This is a genomic window from Tenacibaculum amylolyticum (genome assembly GCF_964511145.1).
In the GTDB taxonomy this organism is placed as follows: domain Bacteria; phylum Bacteroidota; class Bacteroidia; order Flavobacteriales; family Flavobacteriaceae; genus Polaribacter; species Polaribacter amylolyticum.
The window spans coordinates 1-15504 of the sequence record NZ_CAZEFZ010000075.1 but is presented as its reverse complement, the minus strand read 5'-3'; the positions used below and the strand labels follow the sequence as shown (position 1 = coordinate 15504).

Here is a 15504-nt window from a genome sequence, read left to right as displayed (position 1 = left end):
TCTCTCTCAAATTCACTAACAGATATATAACCTCTATTTTTAATTTGATTTTCTACTATGTCTAAAGCTTCTTTTATAGTTAGGTGTATTTTTCCATTTTTTTATTCAGTATTATTAAATCATCGATATCTAAATTAAACCATTCACCTCTGACTCTTTTATTTTTAAAAAGTCGATGTAGCTCAGTTTCTATATTTCTTGAAAATATTTTAAATTCTCTGGGATAAAGTGTTTTTTATTGATTTAACTTATCAAGTTCCTTGTCGATTTGGATATGTATTTCTTCTATTTGTTGATTGTATTTGTCTGTATCTTCTTTTATTGCTATCCTTAATAATTCAAAGGCCTGAACTCTAAATGTAGAATATTTTAATAATATTTTATTTTGATTAATTAGCTCAGAAGGTAAATCTTCAAGTTTATTTAAATTGTTGATTATTTCAATATTTTCCTTCCATTTTGGAATGATTTTCTCATCTAATTCTTGAAGTAAAGAACGATTTGTTTCTGTACTTAAATGCTTATAAAAGACTAAAGTTTCATCTTCATTTTTTGAGAATTGTGAGAGTTCTATATCATATTTTTCGTATAATTCGTCATTAGTAGATAGATAAGCATATCCAAACACTACAACTCCTATTATTAATAATGAAATAACCCCGATTCCAGCTGCTTTCCATCCTGAAAAAAATGAGTTTCCGTTTTCTTTATGAATTTTCAAAATATCACCTTGTTTCCACTCAACAATAGTCCAAGTAATTCCAGTATAAATAAGGGGAAGTAATTGATTTGGAATTTTGGTAACTATTTTTTCAGGAATCATAAAAATCCCTCCAAAAAGAACTATTGTGGCTATAATTCCAATTATTAAAGATTTATGTCCTTCATTTGGTTTATTTAATGCTTTAAAGTTCTGACTTATCAGATACCCAGCTGCTAAAGGACCTCCTAAAATGGTTGCGCCGCTTATTGCTTTAGATGAATAAAGTTTTATATTTTTAGTATTGTTGGTTATTTCTAATTCTGTTTCAGCCATTTTTTAGTTTAAAGGTAATTTATTCATATTTATACTAAAATTATTGTCAAATGTATAAAAATGTAGAATTTTATATTTTAAAATAATTTAATCAGAAAAGAAGTAGTCAATTAATTAAGACTACTTCTTTTCTATTTGATGTGTTATTAATTAAAAGATAGACTACTTCTCCAATCCTTTCAACAAAGCTTCTTTAATTCCCTCTAAGTTCTCAGAGAATACCATCATTTGACTTAATATTTGTGCCATTTCGTTTTTATCTCCTAATCCTTTTAGCTTGTTATTCTTTAAGAATATTTCTTTAATACTGTTCCAACGTGTTGTTTCTTCCTCAGAAAGCTGGTCAATTAATTCTTTATATTTTAATAAGTTTCCTTCTGCTGCAGAGGTTAAGGTTTGGGATTCACTTTCGTAGTGTGATAATAACAAACGTTGCAATTCATCATCATTCATAATCGGAACGATTTTAGCAACTAATTTATTCATATCACGATACGAACCTTGTAATTTAAAGGAAGGCTCTGTTCGGTACTGATCTTCCATTGCAGCCGATTGGATATAAGCTTGATTTACCTTTAAAACGGTGTCCCTAACCGTAATTACTTTTTCTAATACGGCAGTGTAATCTTGAATCTCTTGTTTTGTGTGATTTCCTTTTAGGTTGACATCGGCAGTATTGTTTTCTACTTTATCAATTAAGGTATACACATCTTCAAAGTATTTACTACTTAATTGATGTAACACAGGATTGGAAGTCATCGAGTTTTCAATTAAACTTAATTTGAATAAATGCGCTGTATCTCCAATAATGTCTCCTAAATTATAGATATCGGCACGATTGGCTAACATATCTGGAATTTGGAAACGATCTCCGCTTTCTGTATATGGATTTCCGGCCATAATTACACAGAATTTCTTTCCGCGTAAATCGTAGGTTTTCGGTTTTCCATTAAATACACCTTCAATTTTACGAGTACCATCTGAAAGCGAAATAAACTTTTGTAAGAACTCAGGATTACAATGCTGAATATCGTCTAAGTATAACATTACATTATCACCCATTTCAAAAGCTAAATTCAATTTCTTTAACTCTTCTCTAGAAGCTGAGTTGTTTGCAGACATTGGGTCTACCGAAGTAACTTCATGACCAATAGCAGGACCGTTAATCTTCATAAATACCAAACCTAAACGGTTAGAAATGTATTCCATTAACGTAGTCTTACCGTATCCAGGAGGAGAAATTAGTAATAACATTCCCATTCTGTCGGTACGTTTATTATCGCCAACAGTTCCCAATTGTTTCGCTAAATTATCTCCAATTAAAGGGAAATATACCTGATCAATTAGTTTATTACGAACAAAAGAAGATAATACTCTAGGTTTAAATTCTTCAAGCTTTAAATCTTCTTTTAACTGCTCTGTAATTGCTTGTTTCGCTTCTTTATATCGAATATAATTAGGAACTTCTACGGTTGTAAATTCATCTAATTTTCGAATAAAATCATGATAGTTAAAAACAAAAACGCCTTCAGTAATGGAAGCATGATCACCTTTTAATTGCTCAATATTTTCTGTAGGATGCACTGCTTTGATAGAAGTATTTGCTTCGTGTTCAAAAAGTGACATACAAACAATTTCATCAATATAAGTTTGTGTGCGCTTTTCTTTAGTAGAAAGGAAAGAACTAATCCATTGTTTTGCTAAATTGATTTTATCAGTATAACTTTCAATTTTATCAATTCCAGCTTTAAACTTATGGTATGCGTCTTGCTTTTTTAACGTTTTAACAAATTCCTCTTTTAAGCCAGCAGCATCTGTACTTATTTGGAAGGTGTTATTTTCTTTTAACTCTTCAAATAAGTAGGTAGCAATAATTGTACTTAAATTCTCAGGAAATAATGCGCTTTCTATAGCAAAATCTGCTGTTTTTTTACTTAGATCTTCAATGATAAAAGAGAAAGAATCGCTGTTAGGAAATACATGTAAAACTTCACCAGATGCTTTTATATTTGAATTTAACAAGGCTTGCGCTGCTTCTGGTAAAGCATTCCAAAAATATTGCGCATAAGCTCTAATGGAAGGCGAGTAGGTGAGGAGTCCTAATTCATGATGTTTATGAACTAAGGTGTGTAAAATATGGCTAGCATCTACATCATGTACTCCTTTTACATAACCTTCAGAATATAAATTACTACTTTCTTTTTGAACTACAGCTAGTAATTGTTCAACAGTTTTGTTAAGTAATTCAGATGAAGAAATGTTTTTAAAGATTTTATAGGCTAAATAAGCAGCTCTGTATACTTCCTTGTTTTCAGATACTAATTCTTGATTCCAATATTTTTTAGATTGTAAAAGAATATCATTTTCAATGGTATCGTAGAAATCTGTACCAGTTAAATGATAATATAATTCTTCATTTTTGTAAACAATAGTAAGATCTAATACTTGCTTATTTACACCAAACTTATGTTTTCCTAACTTGATAATATTTTCACCATCTTCGTATAATTCTTGTTTGTCTTTTAATTTACGAAGTGCATCCTCTTTAGCTACTTTTAATTGTGTTTCTATAGCTTCTGCTTTACCAGCATCATCTAACTCTCGTAGTTGATTAACAATGTCTCTAACTTTATTAATCATTAAATCAGCAGCAAAGTAACCGTTAATATCTTCAATGGTATCAAAACTCTGTGCTTTTTTAGCGACACCTTTTAAAATACGTTCAGAAGCCGTTTGTAATGCTACTGCTTTCTTATTTCGTTTTTCAATTAGGTTGTTTTTTCTAGTGTCAAAAGCGGCATGAATTTCTTCACGCTTTTCAATTATTTGACCAATAAATTCTTCAAAATCGGCAAATTTCCCTTCTAATTCTTCAAGTTGAATGGCGGTTTTGGTTAAGAATTCATCACATTTTTCTGGCGTTGTAGCCATGTCAATGTAATTAATGATACTTTGGTCTATCAATTTTAATTGTGCAACAAAATCAGCTTTAGCTTCAGAACTTCCTAAGCTTTTAATACTGTTTTTAATACCTGCTTTTAACTGATTCAGTGTGGCAAAAATCAATGAGATATTGTCTATGATTTTTGTAGACTGAGAAGTATCTTCAATTTCTAGATTCGAAACAATATCAATCAACATTTCTAAATCAGTAGTAATTTGATTTACTTCCTGTTCTAAAGCTTTGGCTTCAACTACCTTTTTTATCTCAGGTAATGCTTTTTCTTTTTCAGCAACACGCTCGTGATATGGCGCTAAAGCTTTGTCATTTAATAAAAATTGAACACAACGTTTAGAGATGAGGTTGTTTTGTTCTGCAACTTGTTCCTCTAAAGCTTCTAAATGTGTTTTTTGTATATAGCGAACATCATGTAGGCTAATTACTTCACCACGCAAACTTCGTAATTGACTTAATAAACCGACAAAATCGTCAATAGATTTAAAAGAAGTGCTTTTAATTTTACCAAAAAGTTCATCAGACTTCTGATTGATTATTTTGGTTTCTTTCTCAGCTTGTTTCTTTAATTGAACTACTTTTTCAAATTCTTCAATAGCAGCATTTGCGGCTTCATTAATTTGAAGTATAGGTTCATTTAGTTGATGTGTTTCTGCTTCAGGAAGCCAGTAATAGGTATCGTTTATATCTTTCGATATCTTCGCAATATCATTATATAAACCTGTATAATTATCTTCTTTATTTAAAAGATTGATCAGCTCATGACATTCGGCCATGGCCCTTACAATGTCTTTATTACCGATTTTATATAATAGCGTATCTGTATGTTGCGATGGCATAAAACTTCCTTTTAAATAAGGAGTTTGCCATATTTGAACTACATGATGTTTGGTTTGTTCGTTTTCTGTTCGGAAGTAACATAATTCACCGTTTTCTAATAAGGTAAAACCGTTACAGATAATTGGTGTTTTTACTTCCTGCTCAATAATATTATACGACATTAAGATGTATAAACCACGAATGGTAGCATAAAATACATATAAGAAGTCTTCTCCATTGGGAGAGCTGACTTTCTTTTGGAATTTTACTTTTGTAACATCGCTTTCAAAGATTTTGTGTTCTCCTGTTTGTAGGTAATATCCGTTAGGAAAAATAATACCATGACCGTCTGGAAGTTGAACAGCAGTATCTTTAATACTATCTATACGTTGTACTTCTTGTAGTTTATGATTGTAGACAAAATAACGTGGATCTTCTTGGAAAGGTTTGATTTCTAATGTTGTTAAGTTTCCTAAATCTCCAAATCTAAATTGACCATCATCTAAGGTTTGATCAACATGTTCTACGGGTTCAGAAAGAATTCCTTTTCCGTCGTCTGTATTATCTTCAATTTTAATGGTTAAGTCACCTCCAATAGTTTCAACAAAAATTTTATCTAAAATAGAGATGTGAGAGTGCGTTCCATAGCGATGCATATCTCTTGTAACCTCTTGCCATTGAAATTCATGTTGCGCAGGAAACTTGTATTCGTGTTCGCTTCTGTTGTCTACATATGCTAGCTTATTATCATTAATTAACCATTTAAAGGTTTTAATGTCATTGGTATTTTCACTTAGTTGAAAAACCATATGTAAGTAGTTTCCAACAATAGCAAATTTTGAGAAAATTGTATTTCTATAGTATTTATAAAGATTGGTGAAATCGTTTATAAATGTTTGGTCATTTAAAAGATCTAAAGATTGTGCGTGAAAATGATTTTCTTTGAATTCATATACACTAAATACATCTGATAGTTTGATGTCTGTTCGTAGCCCAAAATGAACATTATATCCGAAAATAGAAGTATTTCCTAAAGAAACAATATCTCTGGCAATACAGTTATTCTCAGTATTGATTCTATCATTAGCAATTAATTTGGTTTCTATATTACCAAAAACGTGTTTTCTAGCGTCATTAAGTTTATGTAATCGTTCTTGTAGTTCTTGCTTCTGCTTTTGTAATCTACCTTGAATGATTTCATATGTTCCTCCGTCTAATTGTTGATTGTTTTGGTTTTCTTCCATGTTCAATTTTCTGTTGTTACCTGAGTGAATAAGTTGAGTTTTTTACTGCTTGAAAAGGTTTATGAACCATTTAAAAAAACGTTTAGCTAAATCTGCTTTTTCATTAGATAAAGATTCAAAAGAGTTTTTAATTGTATATGACGGTTGTTTGAGTCGTTCATTGATTCTACTTTTTTCATAATCATCAATAATTAGTGTGTAAGATTCTCCTCTATTTCCAATGATACACAAAACATCGTTATAACTAACTTCTGTTTTGTTGTTTGTTAATAATATATAACCATCATAAAAAGATTCAAGTTCTAAGGTTGCTCTATCTGTTTCAAGTTCACAAATGGCATCACCATTTTTAACAAAATCGTTAACTTTCTTAAGCCAAGTAATTTTGGTTATAGAAATAGGTTTTTCAGGTGAACCTAATTCAGTAGAAAAATCAGGGATAGTAATTAAATTAGTCATTGTAAATTCCCTAGAATAATAAAAAAGTTTTGGTTTTTACTCAGATTAAATTTTTATTGAGCAAAATAAGAGTCTAGTGTCTTATACTAGACTCTTGTTTCTATTTATTAAGATAATTTCTTATCAGATAACCCTAATCCTTTAGCAAGGTTGAAAAGATTACTGAATAATCCTTCTTCATCACTATTGTTAGCTCTATCTTTTAAGTCCATTAAAAGATTTGCAACTGTTAAATTTTTAATATCTTCAGAAGAAATACCATATTGATTAGCGAAGTCTTTTACTTTATCTAAAAGGTTTCCTTTTACATCATCACTTCCTAAGATAGCATCTTTTACATCCTGGATATTATCACTATGCTGTACTAATCTGTCGATTCCTTTTGCTTTAGTAATTTGTCCAATAATTTGATCGAAGAACATCGTTTCTCCACCAACAATATCAATATTTGCAGCTCTTAAAGCATCGCCAATAACTTGTGCTTGTGCATCTGCAATATCTTTTTGGATTTGGATTTGAGCTAAGTCTACTTGTAATTCTTTCTCTAAACGTAATTTGAATTCTTCGTGTTCTTTACCAACTCCGTCTAATTTCTTCATTGCTTCTGCTTTCTCTTCAATTCCAGCAGCATCAGCAATCGCTTTTTCTTTAATTACTTGTGCTTCCGCTAAACCTTCTTCTTTAATAGCTTCTGCTTTTGCCAAAATACCAGCAGCTTCCGCTTTCGCTTTTTTCTCAATGATGGTAGCTTCTACTAATCCTTGACGCTCATTAGCGTCTGCTTTTGCGTGCATAACTTGCGCTTCAGACATACCAATAGTTGCTTCCTCTTTAGCTTTTGCTTCCGCTAATGTTTTACGAGCTTCTGCTTCTTTTTCACTAGCTTCTTTTTGAGCTTGTGCTTCAATATTAATTTCTTCCGCTTTTTGTTTAGCAGCTTCTTTTTCAGCTTCTGCTTGCTTAATACGTTTAATTAAAGATTCTTCAGCATTTGCTTCAGCAATCGTAATTTTTACTTGCTTCTCACGATCTGCAGTTTTGAAAGCTTCAATATCTTTCATGTTTTCTTGCTCTTCTACCACACCTTTCTCTAACATTACACGATCGCGAATAACATCTTGAATGTTTTTCTTTTCTACTTCAACAACTTTTTCTTTTTCAATTTGTGCTAAGGTTACAATTCTTTCACGTTCAGTTGCTTCTAACATTCTATCTTTCTCTACACGTTCGTTTTCTACAGCATCTGTACGTAATTTGTTTTTCTCTGCAACAATTACCTGACGTTGTTTGTTTTCTTCTGCTACTTGAAGTTTTTCTTCTGTAGCAATGCGTGCACTTTCAGATTTTAAACGCTCTTCTTCAGCAACTTTTAAGGTTTCTGCTTCTTCACGTGCTTTAATATTGGCAATTTCTCTTTTTTGTTGTTCTTCTTTCTCAGCTAATTGCTTATCTAATTCTAAAATAGCCTCACGTGCTTCTACATCCTGCTTACGAATTACTTTTTCCTCATCTCTTTTAATAAGGTTTGCTTTTACATTTTGTGCAGCTGTTAATTCCGTAATTTTCTTAATACCTTCCGCATCTAAAATATTATCTGACTTTAAGAAGTTTACTGGAGTTTGCTCTAAATAATCGATAGCGCAATCTTCTAAGGTATATCCATTTAAGTCAGTACCAATAATATCTACAATCTCATCTCTAAACTCACGTCTAGCTTCGTATAGTTCTGTGAAATCAAACTTTTTTCCTACTGTTTTTAAAGCTTCTGAGAATTTTGCTTCAAATAACTCTTCTAACGTTTCAATATCTGAAGCTCTTCCACACCCAATAGTTTGTGCTACTTTTTTTATGAATTCTACTTCATTGTTTACACGTACAAAGAAAGCTACTTTTATATCTGCTCTTAAATTATCTTTACAAACAAGTCCGTCGTTTCCAATACGCTCAATCTGAATTTTCTTTACTGAAATATCCATGATCTCCACTCGGTGGAAAACAGGAACTACATACATTCCTCTATCTGTAGCAACTTTAGTTCCTTTAAAACCAGTACGTACCAAGGCTTGACCTTGAGGTACTTTTTTATAGAACATTGCGATTATCGCAAAATAAATAATGACTATAAAAAGTATTAGTCCTAAACCTATACTTAAAAGTTGAATAATTGAATCTGTCATAGTAATTAATTGATTTTAGTGATTTTTATAATTTGTAAAATTAGTTTTTAAAAGTTTATATCTATGTCTTCTTCCATATATTTTTGAGCATAATAAAACGAGCCGTCATTACTCTTTTTTATGATTAAAATAGAAGAGTGGTATTTGATCTCTTTACCGTTAAGAGATTTTATATAAATGTTAAGTGTTTTGTCATCTGCTTTAATTTCAGCACTTCCTAGTTTATCATTAGAAATATTAGATAAACTAATTCCTTTCCTACCGATTAATTCAGTCGGAGCATCTCCGTCTTGATTTAAATTCTTAAAAAAGCTTTTAAATGGTGTTGTGAATATTTTTGTAACTAATAATGAAGGGAAAAAGCCACCTAACATTAATAGAAATCCAAAAGTACTATTATAACTATGAGTTAAAGTTGTACTTAATGTAGTCATTATCCACCATATAAAAATCCAACATGTAAACGTAAACATGAAAGGTAGTCCTACGAAATTAAAATAGATTAATAGTATTTGCCACCATTTTAATGGTTTCTTTCTCTTACCAACAATGTCTTCAGGGTTTACTTCGGTGTTTGAAACATCATGAAAATCTATATTTCCTCCTTCAATTCCTGAGTTTACATCAGCGTCTACATCTACATCCACATCAGCATCCACGTCGATGTCGATATCCATGTCTACATCTACATCTAAGTCAAAATCGATACCAGAAATCATTGTGATTAGCCAGTAGGTTACCAGTAATATTAGAAGTATGGTTAGTGTAATGTTTACATTAGAAAATACAATGTCAGTTAATGTCATAGCTAGTTAATTTATTAAGGTGTGCAAATTATGAATTACGAATTTTAATTAAAAGAAGAAAATGATAATTGTCAACTCGTAATTCATTATTGACTAATCGTTTAATCCTAACTGCTTTTTTAAAGCAGCTAAATCTTCTTCTGCTGATTGATTTGTTGTGTCAGTAAGCTCTTCTAACTTTTGATCGAGTGTTTTATTTTCATTAGCAAGATCACCATAAGCTTCAGCTAAGGCTTCTTCTTGTTGAATTTTACTTTTCATTCGTTCTAGCATAGCAACAGTACTAGAACTGTCAATCTCAGCCATTTCTTTATTCAAGTTTTTTGTAGCTTTAGCCACTTTGTGTCTGGCTTTTAAAGTTCTAAGTTCGTTTTCCCATTTTTTTAATGAGTTTTTAATTTCTTGAACGTTGGCTTCTAATTTAGCAACTGATTCATCAAAGCTTTGCGCTTCATTTTTAGCTGCTTCAACTTGCTGATTGGTTTCTTCCTTTTTAACAAGTGCTTGTTTAGCTAATTCATCAGCTTCTTTAGCATTTAGATCACCGTTTTTTGCTTTGGTTAGAATAAGCATAGCCTTTTGCTGATAATCATTGGCTTTAGATGTAAATTCTTCTACATCATTCTTTGCTCTAATAGCTAAGGCTTTTACTTGTGCTAATGATTCTAGCGATTTTTCTAAATCAATTTTTAAATCGCGAATTCCTTGTTCTGTCATTTTAATAGGATCTTCCATTCCATCTAGAGCAGCATTGGCTTCAGCTTGACCTATTTTAAATAATCTTTTGAAAAAATTCATAGTATTTTAATATTTTGAAAATTTTATAATCTCATCTGAATATTCACTAAGTAATAAACTTAAAGAGTTTAAACTAGCTTCTAATTCATTAATGTCTAAGTTCTCTAATTGTAAGGTGTCTCTAAAAATGACACGCTCTCCTGTTTCATCTAGCACAAAAGCTCCATGAATTATATCTCTATTTTTTTGAAGCAATGCTTTAAACATAGCTTCGTTTGGCTTAGTTGCTTTAAATATGAATTGCTCCATAATTAAAATTGGATAAGCCACTCCAATAATTAGGTTTTTAATCCCAAAATTTTCTTTTTCAATAACAAAAATCCCCTCAGATTGAATTTCTTTACGAATCGTAAAGTTTAGTTCTAGCAAATAATTTTTAGTTTTTTCAAAATGAATACTCATTAGCAATTAGTTATAGTTAGATAGTTTTGTAATTGTGTTTTCTTTTATGCAAATATCATTGATGTTAAGAATATCGCACAGTGTAAAGTTAAAAGAATCATAATTAAATTTGTTAATAGTTTAGTGTTACTTTTTCTAGAAAAATTAGCAAAATTGATTTTTATTAGCTAATATTGTTAGTGTAAAGATACAAATAATTTCAATATTTGCAAATAAAATTAGCAAACATGTCTTTTTTCGGTAGAAATATTAAAAAAATTAGAGGAGTTAAAGGGTTGAGTCAAAAGTCTTTTGCAGAGTTGTTTGATTTAAAAAGAGCTACCTTAGGAGCTTATGAAGAAGGTAGGAGCGAACCTAAAATTGAAACAATTATTAAAATTGCTAATTATTTTAGCATTTCAATCGACAGTTTGCTAACTTCAGATTTAACAGTTAATGAATTGCTACGTTTTAAAGAAGATTTAATTTTAAATCATGCTTTAGATGAAAAAGAGAAGTTAGTTGGAATACCGTATATAGCGGAAAAAAATATTACTAATTATTGTAGCTATGCTGAAAATCCATCTTTTATTGAGGATTTACCGGTTATTCACTTACCAATTGATGATGAGAAATCATTGAGAGCATTTGCAGTAACTAATTTAGAAATGACAGATAATGATAAAGGGTTGTATCCAAAAGATATTGTTATTGCTGAATATGTTTCAAAAGAAGAGCTTGTAGATTATGGAAATGGAGAAGTAGTTGTTGCTGTACTAGATGAAGAAGTAATTTTAAGGAAAATTTATTTTATAGGTGATGAAGTAATTTTTAAAGCAGCGCATAAAAATATAGAGGATAAGAACTATCCAAAATCATCAATAAAAGAATTGTGGCTAATTAAATATTCTTTTATAAAACGTCTGCCCGAAGTAGGAGACGAGGTAGAAAATAAATTATTATTTCTTGAAAGGGAACTTCTAAAACTAAAGAATAGAGGCTAATCTAGTCTTTATAATCTTTATTAATACCTATGCTAAAGCCAAAACGAGTTTCGTTTTCACTGCCTAAACGATGTATTGCTACCTTACCCAAACCAATTTTCCCAAATTCATTATAAGTAATGTCTTTGTCTTCCAAATATAATTTACCTGTAAAGGGTTTCTTAGCTACATACTCACTTACATTGTTGCTTTGGTATACATTAACAGATAGAATAGTGTTATCTCCTTGTATAGTGCAAGAAAAACCATAATCGTCCCATATTAAATACTCATTGGTAGAAGCTATTCTTCGGGTAGGTTCTCCAAAAATAGCTGTTAAGCGAACATGATTGGTTGGAAAATCCAACATTGTGTCATTAATCAGTAAAGAGTCCGTATTACAATGAATTATAAACTCTTTCTGTTTCTTTTTCTTAAAAAGGTTTAACATACTTCTTTTTTATTTCTTCTTTCCGAAAGTAAAACTATAAAATATTCATGCTTCTTGTATCGAAAAAGTTTATTTTTTTAGTTGTATTATATATAAAAATCTAAGCTATTATTCTTGAATATTAAAAATAATTGTATTTAAAAAAGAGCTAAATTTTGGTTAAATTTGTAGGAGAGAATAATTAAACACAGACATATGAATATACCTCAAACCAGTTTTCCAAGAGTTGTTATTATTGGAGGAGGTTTTGCAGGATTAGCTGTTGCTAGGGGATTAGAAGGAAAAGAACTTCAAGTAGTATTGCTAGACAAACACAATTATCATACTTTCCAGCCTTTATTATATCAAGTTGCCACTGGTGGATTAGAACCAGATAGTATTGCTTTTCCTTTACGAAAGCGATTTAATAATATAGAAAATTTCTTTTTTCGATTAGCAGAGGTAACTGGTATAGATTCAGAAGAGAAAGAGATTGAGACTTCAATTGGAAATTTACATTACGATTACTTAGTAATTGCAACAGGTTCTACAACGAACTTCTTTGGTAGTACAAATATTAAAAAGTATACCATGGAAATGAAGTCAATTCCTCAATCGTTAAATATCAGAAGTTTAATTTTAGAAAATTTTGAAGAAGCATTGTTAACTTCTGATTTAGAAGAGCGAAAGAAGTTAATGAATTTTGTAATTGTAGGAGGTGGACCAACAGGAGTTGAGTTAGCAGGAGCTTTAGCAGAAATGAAGAAAGGGATTTTACCGAAAGATTATCCTGATTTAGATATTCGTTTAATGAAGATAAACCTTATTCAAGGTGCAGATTGCTTATTGAAAGGAATGAGTCCAAAAGCTTCTGAAAAAGCTGAGGATTTCCTTATAAAGTTAGGAGTAGATGTTTGGAAAGATCTTCGTGTATTTGATTATGATGGAGATATGGTTAAAACGGATGGTACAGATAATTTTAGAGCAGCTACAGTAATTTGGGCTGCAGGAGTGAAAGGAGCAGCAATAGAAGGATTAGAATCGGAGTGTGTTGTGGAGAGAGCAGAAAGGTATAAGGTAGATGAATTTAGTAGAGTACAACATCATGATACAATTTTTGCTATAGGTGATGTTGCTTGTATGAAGTCCGAAAAATATCCTTATGGTCATCCTATGATGGCACAACCAGCTATTCAACAAGGACAACTTTTAGCGAAGAATATATTAGCTGAGTTAAGAGGAAAACCAATGAAACCTTTTGCGTATAACGATAAAGGTTCTATGGCTACCGTAGGAAGGAATAAAGCAGTGGTTGATTTAAATAAGTGGAAGTTTCAAGGAGTTTTTGCTTGGTTTGTGTGGATGTTTGTACACTTGTTTTCATTAATTGGTTTTAGAAATAAGGCAGTAGTTTTCTTGAATTGGGTGTACAATTATATTCGATTTGATAGAGAAACCAGATTGATTATAAGACCTTATAAGAAGCGAAATAAATATTCTTTTGAAGAGCAAGAATCATAAATAAAAAAACTCCCATTTTGGGAGTTTTTTTATTCTCTAAAACTTGTGATTATAGCTATAGAGTTGTCTTCATTTACAATAACCTCATAATCCATACAAAAATCTACATTTAGTGTTTCCACAACCTCTTGGTTATTTTCAGTTACGATGGTATAGGTAATGTTTCCTATATTATAACTTCTAAATTTAGATGATTTACCAGGCTCTAAGTCTCTAATGTTTTCAGTATCCCCAGAAGGAGTGTTAATAACAACACTAACTTCTTCAGTTCCCATGTTTGTAATACGGGCTCTTGGATTTTCATTATTGCATTCAGAACAATTGGTAAAAAGAAGGAATGAAGTAAAAAATAAAAAAGTTAAAAAGCTTTTTAACATTTTCATGAATTGATAATTAAGGGATTAATTGGCCGCGAAGATAGTCTTTTTTATGAATATAGATTTGTAGCGAAGAGATTGTATAAATTTATGAGGTAACTACTTCAAAGATGTATATGCATTAATCTATATTCATAAAAACAAAAAAAGTAGTTGTAGGTTTAAGTTTAGACCTGTTTAGTTATGTGTTTTAAGAAGCTATATATGAAGACAAGGGGCTTTTAATTCATATTTTATATCATTTGGAAAAAGTATAATATGAAAAGAATAAAAATATTATAGTGAAATATACATGGCTTTAACAGCTTCTGGACCATATGTACGCTCTAATTTTCGTATGATAAAATGTCCTTTTGCCATATCTTGAAAATGACTTATAAATAATGTATTTATTAAAGCTCCACCAGCAGCTCCAATAATAGGAGCAGATTGCGCTAATGCTTTTTCGGTAACTTGAATTCCAAAACGTTTTGCTATTTTACCAATAATGGTTAAAATAAAGGGAGCGCTTTCATTTACAATTCCTTGTTCAGTTACATAACGAGTAGCTTGAGCGATAGAATTAGATAAAAAAGCACGCGTAGCATAATATCCCGATTCTAAAGTGGTTTCTTCTGTAGTATTTCCACCAAGAGCAAATACTTCTAAACAAGCAAATTTGGTAGCAGGATCGTTAATGTTTTCTCCATTGGCACGTGCAGTTTCTGCAATAGAACGTAAAATAATAGTAGTAGTTATAGGAAGTTCTACAGCTAATCCAGGTAAACCAAATAGTCCGCCAACTGCACCTGCTGTACCAACAGCAACTTTATGTAACAAATTATTGGTGCTTTTTTCAGTATTGTTGTCCATTGTAAAAATAGCAGTATTTGCAGCTTTTAATAAAGCACTTTGAGTTACGTTTCCTACAGTACTAGACCAGTTTTTAGGTAATAGCTCTAATCCTTTTTGAATAGGACTTCCTATGGCATTGGTAATTTTCATAGCAATACCAGGATTTTCTAATAATATTTTAGCCTCTTTTAACTCTTGAAGTTCTTTTTCTGATAGTTGTAGAGAAGGTGTATTCATATATATGTAGCAATTTATCATTTTTCTTAGACTCAAAGATATAAAATATTTGAAAATAGAGTTGAAAGTCAGGAAATCACCCGAAAAAGGTGATTTTTGTTAAAATTGCTTTTTGTGAAAATCCTTTCAATCTGATAACTTTTTGTAACAAAAAAGTGCTTTTTTCTTAGGTTTTACGGGGTTTGTAGAGTTTTTAAAATTTCCTAAATTTCTGTTTTTTGTAAAGATCGAGTATCTTTATAAAAGTTTCTTAACAACTATTCTTACCCTTTTTTTTACCCTTTTTTTTTCTTAGCTTTGAGATATAAAATTGTTACAAACCTTTAAAAATTGTCAAAATGTATTTCTATTTAAAAGAACCAAACAAAGGAAAACCGACACCTATAATTATTCAATTTAGCGGGATTATCGAAAAAGGACTTTTTAAATATCCTACAGGTGAAAAA

The 15504-nt window shown here is 30.7% G+C and carries 13 protein-coding genes; 2 read left to right on the top strand and 11 right to left on the bottom strand.

Features of this window, described 5'->3' with window-relative positions; all coding sequences use genetic code 11:
• Positions 1-79: 79 nt before the first annotated feature.
• The 8 genes from ACKTTC_RS17975 to ACKTTC_RS17940 all read right to left on the bottom strand — a co-directional run bounded on the left by ACKTTC_RS17975 (position 80) and on the right by ACKTTC_RS17940 (position 10697).
• Complete coding sequence (locus ACKTTC_RS17975) at positions 80-193, bottom strand: GIY-YIG nuclease family protein (protein WP_408041255.1); 114 nt, start codon at positions 191-193, stop codon at positions 80-82.
• Positions 194-235: 42 nt separating this feature from the next.
• Positions 236-1036, bottom strand: a complete 801-nt coding sequence (locus ACKTTC_RS17970) for a hypothetical protein (RefSeq protein WP_408041245.1) — start codon at positions 1034-1036, stop codon at positions 236-238.
• Positions 1037-1198: 162 nt separating this feature from the next.
• Complete coding sequence (locus tag ACKTTC_RS17965) at positions 1199-6055, bottom strand: DNA repair ATPase (RefSeq protein ID WP_408041244.1); 4857 nt, start codon at positions 6053-6055, stop codon at positions 1199-1201.
• Positions 6056-6097: 42 nt separating this feature from the next.
• Entirely contained in the window at positions 6098-6514 is a 417-nt protein-coding gene (locus ACKTTC_RS17960; protein WP_408041243.1) for a lipoyl domain-containing protein, read from the bottom strand.
• Positions 6515-6621: 107 nt separating this feature from the next.
• Positions 6622-8691, bottom strand: coding sequence for a flotillin family protein (locus ACKTTC_RS17955; RefSeq protein ID WP_408041242.1), 2070 nt, complete (start codon positions 8689-8691; stop codon positions 6622-6624).
• A gap of 47 nt (positions 8692-8738) precedes the next feature.
• Complete coding sequence (locus ACKTTC_RS17950; RefSeq protein WP_408041241.1) at positions 8739-9497, bottom strand: hypothetical protein; 759 nt, start codon at positions 9495-9497, stop codon at positions 8739-8741.
• Between the two features lie 93 nt (positions 9498-9590).
• Positions 9591-10295 (bottom strand): PspA/IM30 family protein, encoded by a 705-nt coding sequence (locus tag ACKTTC_RS17945; RefSeq protein ID WP_408041240.1) that lies wholly within the window; start codon positions 10293-10295, stop codon positions 9591-9593.
• Between the two features lie 6 nt (positions 10296-10301).
• Positions 10302-10697 carry a type III secretion system chaperone family protein gene (locus ACKTTC_RS17940; RefSeq protein WP_408041239.1) on the bottom strand — a complete coding sequence of 132 codons (396 nt, stop codon included), beginning with the start codon at positions 10695-10697 and terminating at the stop codon, positions 10302-10304.
• Between the two features lie 227 nt (positions 10698-10924).
• On the opposite strand from ACKTTC_RS17940, the gene ACKTTC_RS17935 reads away from it, so the two are divergent.
• Positions 10925-11680: a helix-turn-helix domain-containing protein gene (locus ACKTTC_RS17935; protein WP_408041238.1), complete on the top strand. Its 756-nt coding sequence runs from the start codon at positions 10925-10927 to the stop codon at positions 11678-11680.
• Position 11681: 1 nt separating this feature from the next.
• Here ACKTTC_RS17935 and ACKTTC_RS17930 read toward each other — a convergent pair whose 3' ends face one another.
• A complete protein-coding gene (locus ACKTTC_RS17930; RefSeq protein WP_408041237.1) occupies positions 11682-12110 on the bottom strand; it encodes a DUF7738 domain-containing protein in 429 nt (142 codons plus the stop codon).
• 195 nt (positions 12111-12305) lie between these two features.
• Here ACKTTC_RS17930 and ACKTTC_RS17925 point away from each other — a divergent pair, with 195 nt between their 5' ends.
• The gene (locus ACKTTC_RS17925) at positions 12306-13610 is read left to right on the top strand and encodes an NAD(P)/FAD-dependent oxidoreductase (protein ID WP_408041236.1); all 1305 of its coding nucleotides are present in this window, start codon (positions 12306-12308) and stop codon (positions 13608-13610) included.
• A 29-nt stretch (positions 13611-13639) separates the two neighbouring features.
• Here ACKTTC_RS17925 and ACKTTC_RS17920 read toward each other — a convergent pair whose 3' ends face one another.
• Together ACKTTC_RS17920 and ACKTTC_RS17915 are read right to left on the bottom strand one after the other, a co-directional pair.
• Positions 13640-13993, bottom strand: coding sequence for a hypothetical protein (locus tag ACKTTC_RS17920; RefSeq protein WP_408041235.1), 354 nt, complete (start codon positions 13991-13993; stop codon positions 13640-13642).
• Positions 13994-14263: 270 nt separating this feature from the next.
• A complete protein-coding gene (locus tag ACKTTC_RS17915; protein ID WP_408041234.1) occupies positions 14264-15058 on the bottom strand; it encodes an EcsC family protein in 795 nt (264 codons plus the stop codon).
• Positions 15059-15504: the final 446 nt, after the last annotated feature.

Coding starts and splice junctions, on each gene's coding strand:
- ACKTTC_RS17920 (WP_408041235.1), bottom strand. CDS start 13,993: ATGAAAATGTTAAAAAGCTTTTTAACTTTTTTATTTTTTACTTCATTC.
- ACKTTC_RS17915 (WP_408041234.1), bottom strand. CDS start 15,058: ATGAATACACCTTCTCTACAACTATCAGAAAAAGAACTTCAAGAGTTA.
- ACKTTC_RS17930 (WP_408041237.1), bottom strand. CDS start 12,110: ATGTTAAACCTTTTTAAGAAAAAGAAACAGAAAGAGTTTATAATTCAT.
- ACKTTC_RS17925 (WP_408041236.1), top strand. CDS start 12,306: ATGAATATACCTCAAACCAGTTTTCCAAGAGTTGTTATTATTGGAGGA.
- ACKTTC_RS17970 (WP_408041245.1), bottom strand. CDS start 1,036: ATGGCTGAAACAGAATTAGAAATAACCAACAATACTAAAAATATAAAA.
- ACKTTC_RS17965 (WP_408041244.1), bottom strand. CDS start 6,055: ATGGAAGAAAACCAAAACAATCAACAATTAGACGGAGGAACATATGAA.
- ACKTTC_RS17955 (WP_408041242.1), bottom strand. CDS start 8,691: ATGACAGATTCAATTATTCAACTTTTAAGTATAGGTTTAGGACTAATA.
- ACKTTC_RS17940 (WP_408041239.1), bottom strand. CDS start 10,697: ATGAGTATTCATTTTGAAAAAACTAAAAATTATTTGCTAGAACTAAAC.
- ACKTTC_RS17960 (WP_408041243.1), bottom strand. CDS start 6,514: ATGACTAATTTAATTACTATCCCTGATTTTTCTACTGAATTAGGTTCA.
- ACKTTC_RS17935 (WP_408041238.1), top strand. CDS start 10,925: ATGTCTTTTTTCGGTAGAAATATTAAAAAAATTAGAGGAGTTAAAGGG.
- ACKTTC_RS17950 (WP_408041241.1), bottom strand. CDS start 9,497: ATGACATTAACTGACATTGTATTTTCTAATGTAAACATTACACTAACC.
- ACKTTC_RS17945 (WP_408041240.1), bottom strand. CDS start 10,295: ATGAATTTTTTCAAAAGATTATTTAAAATAGGTCAAGCTGAAGCCAAT.